The following is a 4373-nucleotide window of genomic DNA, read 5'->3' as shown; positions in this document are numbered from 1 at the left end:
CTGGTGCTCGTGTGCGGACCGACCGGGTCGGGCAAATCGACGACGCTCGCGTCGATGATCGACCGGATCAACAGCAACCATCGGCACCACATCGTCACGGTGGAGGATCCAATCGAGTTTCTCCACCCGCACAAGATGTCGGTCGTAAACCAGCGCGAGGTAGGCAGCGACACGGAGTCGTTCGCCAAGGCGCTCAAATACATCCTCCGACAGGATCCGGACGTCGTCCTGATCGGCGAGCTGCGCGACCTCGAGACGATCGAGGCGGCGCTGGCCATCGCGGAGACCGGCCACCTCGCCTTCGCCACGCTGCACACCAACAGCGCCATCCAGAGCATCAACCGCATCATCGACGTGTTCCCGCCGCATCAGCAGGCACAGGTACGCGCGGTGCTGTCCTTCGTGCTCGAGGGCGTGATCTGTCAAATGCTGATTCCGCGCGCCTCCGGCTCCGGCCGCGTCCTCGCATCCGAGGTGATGATCCCGACCCCCGCGATCCGCAACCTCATCCGCGAGGACAAACTGCACCAGATCTACTCGCAGATGCAGATCGGCCAGTCCAAGTTCGGCATGCAGACGATGAACCAAAGCCTGTGCGACCTTTTCTTGCGCCGCCAGATCACTTTGGAGGACGCTATGGCCAGGTCGTCGGATCCGGAAGAACTCAAGACGATCATTGCCAACGCGCAGGCTTCGTCGGGGCGCAAGCCGGCCGCCTAACCCGGGCGGTCGCGCGCCGGACCGCGACCCGGCGCGAAATCCACGCGAGGGACAACGCACATGCCGAAATTCAACTGGGAGGGCAGGACACGGTCGGGCGAGACCCGATCCGGCGTCATCGAGGCCGACGACGCGGACGCGGCGAGCCAGGCACTGCGCACACAGGGCATTCAGCCCACCAAGGTGCGCAAGGCGTCGCGGCAGTTGAGCATCCGTTTCGGCTCCGGCGTCGGCGAAAAAGACCTCGTCGTGTTCACGCGGCAGCTCGCCACGATGATCGACGCCGGTCTGCCGCTGGTCCAGTGCCTCGATATCCTGTCGAAGCAGACGGAGAACCGCAACTTCGGGCGCATCATCGGCAGCGTGAAGGCGAGCGTCGAGTCAGGCGCGACGTTCTCCGACGCCCTGCGGCGCCACCCGCGCGTATTCGACGACCTGTACGTCAACCTGATCGCCGCCGGCGAGGTGGGCGGGATCCTGGACACGATCCTCCACCGCCTGTCCACCTACATCGAGAAGGCGGCCAAGCTCAAGCGCCAGGTCAAGGGCGCGATGGTCTATCCGATCTCGATTCTGTGCGTCGCGGTCGGCGTGATCGTCGTCCTGCTCACGAAGGTCATCCCGGTCTTCGAGAACATGTTCAAGGAGATGCGCGCCGGCTCGCTGCCCGCCCCGACCAAGGTGGTGATCAACCTGTCCAATGGCTTTATCGCCAACTGGTACTGGTTTCTGATCGCCGCGATCGTTCTGGCCGGCGCGTTCACCGTCATGATGCGCACGGAGAAAGGCCGAGATCTGTTCGACGCCTTCCTGCTCAAGATTCCGGTGATCGGCAACGTGCTGCGCAAGGTCGTCGTCGCGCGCTTCACGCGCACGCTCGGCACACTGCTTTCCTCCGGCGTGCCGATCCTCGACGCGCTCGACATCTGCGCGCGGACGTCGGGCAATCGCATCGTCGAACGCGGCGTGTTGTTTGCGCGCCAGAAGATCTCCGAGGGCAAAGACCTCGCCGGACCACTCGCCGAGGCGCGCGTGTTCCCGCCGATGGTCGTCCAGATGATTGGCGTCGGCGAGCAGACCGGCGCGATGGACGCGATGCTCCAGAAGATCGCGGACTTCTACGAGGAAGAGGTCGACGTGGCGGTCGCGTCGCTCACGTCGCTGATGGAGCCGGTCATGATGGTGTTCCTCGGCGGGATCATCGGCGGACTGATCATCGCGATGTACCTGCCGATCTTCGAGCTCGCGGGCAACATCCGAGCCGAATAGGAGGCTGGTGGATGCTCGCGCGGGCGCGCGTTCACGCCTTGCGGCACGCTCCCGGTTCATTCGGGAAGGTCGGCGCAGCGGGCGCGGTTCGCCGGCGGCCGCGGCCGTGACTGCGCCCGCCCACCCCCCGTCCTCCGGCGCGTCGAGCCCGGACCGCGGCGGCGACGGTCGCGCCACGCAACGCGGCCCGGACCGCGGCGGACACGATCGCGTCACGCAACGCGGCGACGACGGCCGCGGACGGGACGGTGTCGAGCGCCGGGACGGGACCGATCTCGCGCGGCGCGTGACGTACTTGATGCTGTTTCGGCTCGTGCTGATCAGCTTTGCCCTCGGCACGACGGTCGTCATCGCGTGGGTCGGCGACGTCGACCTGCAAACGCCCAATACATACATTCTGTTGGCGATCATCGCGGCGACCTACTTGCTCACGATCGCCTACGCGATCGCGCTGCCACGTGTGGCCAACATGACGCGCTTCGCCACGGCGCAAATCGCGGTCGACCTCGTGATCGCCACGCTGCTCGTCCACGTGACCGGCGGCGCACAGAGCGGGTACACGTTCTTCTTCCCGGTCGCGATCGTCGGCGCCGCGACGGTCCGCTACCAGCGCGGTGCGATCGCAACGGCGGCCGCCAGCGCGTTCCTGTTCGTGGCCGTGAGCATCCTCGGGTGGACGGGCGCGCTGCCGTCGCTAGCCGGCCAGCGATTGCTGCCGTCGGACCTGTCGGCGCTCGAACTCGCGCGCCACCTCGGCTTGAACCTCGCGGCGTTCGGCGCGATCGCGGTGCTGGCGGTCAATCTCGGCGGCCAGCTCGCGCGCGCCAGCGCATCGCTCGAGACCGAGCGTGCCGCTGCCGCGGACCTGTACACGCTGCACGAGGACATCGTGCGCTGCCTCACGAGCGGGCTCGTCACCGTCGACACGTCCGGCACGGTTCTGACGGCCAATCGCGCGGCGGTCGACCTGCTCGAACTCGACTGCGATCCGGTCGGGCGGCCCCTGGCCGACGTCGCTCCGGCGCTGGCGGAGGCGGTCACCGCTGCCGATCCGCACGCGCCGCTGCGCCGCGGCGAGGTCGACATCCGGTTGCCCAGCGGGCGCCGGGCGGTGTTCGGCGTGTCGCTGTCCCCACTGGTCGACCATCAGAACCGACCGCGCGGTCGCATCCTGAGCTTCCAGGACCTCACCGAGCTGCGCGCGATGGAAGCACAGGTCCGCCAAGCGGAACGCCTGGCGACGATCGGGACCGTGGCCGCGAGCGTCGCCCACGAGTTGCGCAACCCGCTCGCGTCGATTTCGGGATCGATCGAGCTGCTTCGCAGCGATCGCGGCAGCTCGGAGGATCGCACGAAGCTGATGGAGATCGTCACGCGTGAAGTCGACCGCCTGGACCGTCTGATTCGCGACCTGCTCGACTACACGAACCCGCGCCCGCGGCACAACGTCGCGTTCGCGCTCGACGAGTTGGTCGAGGAGACGCTGCGCGTGTTCGCGCGCGACCCCGACCTGGGCTCGGTCCCCGTGCGGCTGACGCGGACGACCGACGAGCCGATTGCGATCGAGGCGGACGCGGAGAAGCTGCGGCAAGTGCTGTGGAACCTGCTGCGCAACGCGGCCGAAGCGGCCGGCGCGACCGGCGGGCGCGTCGACCTCCGCGTCGGGCGCGAAGGCGACCACGCGGTCGTGTGCGTGGCGGACGACGGTCCGGGCATGCCGCCCGAGGTCGTCGCGCACATGTTCGATCCGTTCTTCACGACGCGCGCCGGCGGCACCGGCCTCGGCCTCGCGATCGTCCGCCATATCGTGGACGAGCACGGCGGCGCGATCGACGTCGACAGCGCGCCGGGCCGCGGCACGCGCATCACCGTCCGCGTGCCCGCCGGCCCGGCTGCAGCCGCCGGCCCGCCGACGGTATAGTGGTTCCGATGACCAATCCCGACGCGCCCTGCCCGCTGTGCGCCAGCCCCCTGGTCGACCCGCGTCCGCTGCCGGTGTGCGGCGCCTGCCACGCCTCGCTGGCGGGCACCGGCGATGCGCCGGCGGTCACGCGCGAGTTCCCGGTGGTGTCGCAGGTCGCGTCGCTGCCGGCGGCGGACGCGGCCGCGACCCCGCCGCGCCGCCCGCGCCGCGTGACGCATCAGGGCGACTTCGCCTGCACCCTGTGCGGAACGCCCGGCGACCAGGTCAAGAAGCTGCTCACCCAGGCGGGGATCCACATCTGCAACGAGTGCGTCGCGCTGTGCGCGGACGTGTTGCGCGCCGAGTTGGGCGACGACTGGCGTTAAATGAGGAATCACGCATCGCGTACGGTCCTCGCGGCCCCCTCACGCCGCCGGCGGCGTTGGAGCTCCTCGAAAGGGGGCCCACCCTTACTTCGTCG

Annotated in this window: 4 protein-coding genes; all 4 read left to right on the top strand. The window is 68.7% G+C overall.

All coding sequences use genetic code 11. The features are described from left to right. Positions 1–720 (top strand): PilT/PilU family type 4a pilus ATPase (locus D6689_00700; GenBank protein RMH45119.1); only part of this gene is annotated, 720 nt, incomplete at its 5' end. A gap of 60 nt (positions 721–780) precedes the next feature. Next, on the top strand, positions 781–1989 hold the full coding sequence (locus tag D6689_00695; protein RMH45118.1) for a type II secretion system F family protein: 1209 nt from the start codon (positions 781–783) through the stop codon (positions 1987–1989). Between the two features lie 106 nt (positions 1990–2095). Beyond that, positions 2096–3910: a PAS domain-containing protein gene (locus D6689_00690; GenBank protein RMH45117.1), complete on the top strand. Its 1815-nt coding sequence runs from the start codon at positions 2096–2098 to the stop codon at positions 3908–3910. Positions 3911–3918: 8 nt separating this feature from the next. Then, entirely contained in the window at positions 3919–4278 is a 360-nt protein-coding gene (locus tag D6689_00685; GenBank protein ID RMH45116.1) for a hypothetical protein, read from the top strand. Positions 4279–4373: the final 95 nt, after the last annotated feature.

This window comes from Deltaproteobacteria bacterium (genome assembly GCA_003696105.1).
Taxonomy (GTDB): domain Bacteria; phylum Myxococcota_A; class Polyangia; order Haliangiales; family J016; genus J016.
This window is presented reverse-complemented; position numbering and strand designations above follow the sequence as displayed.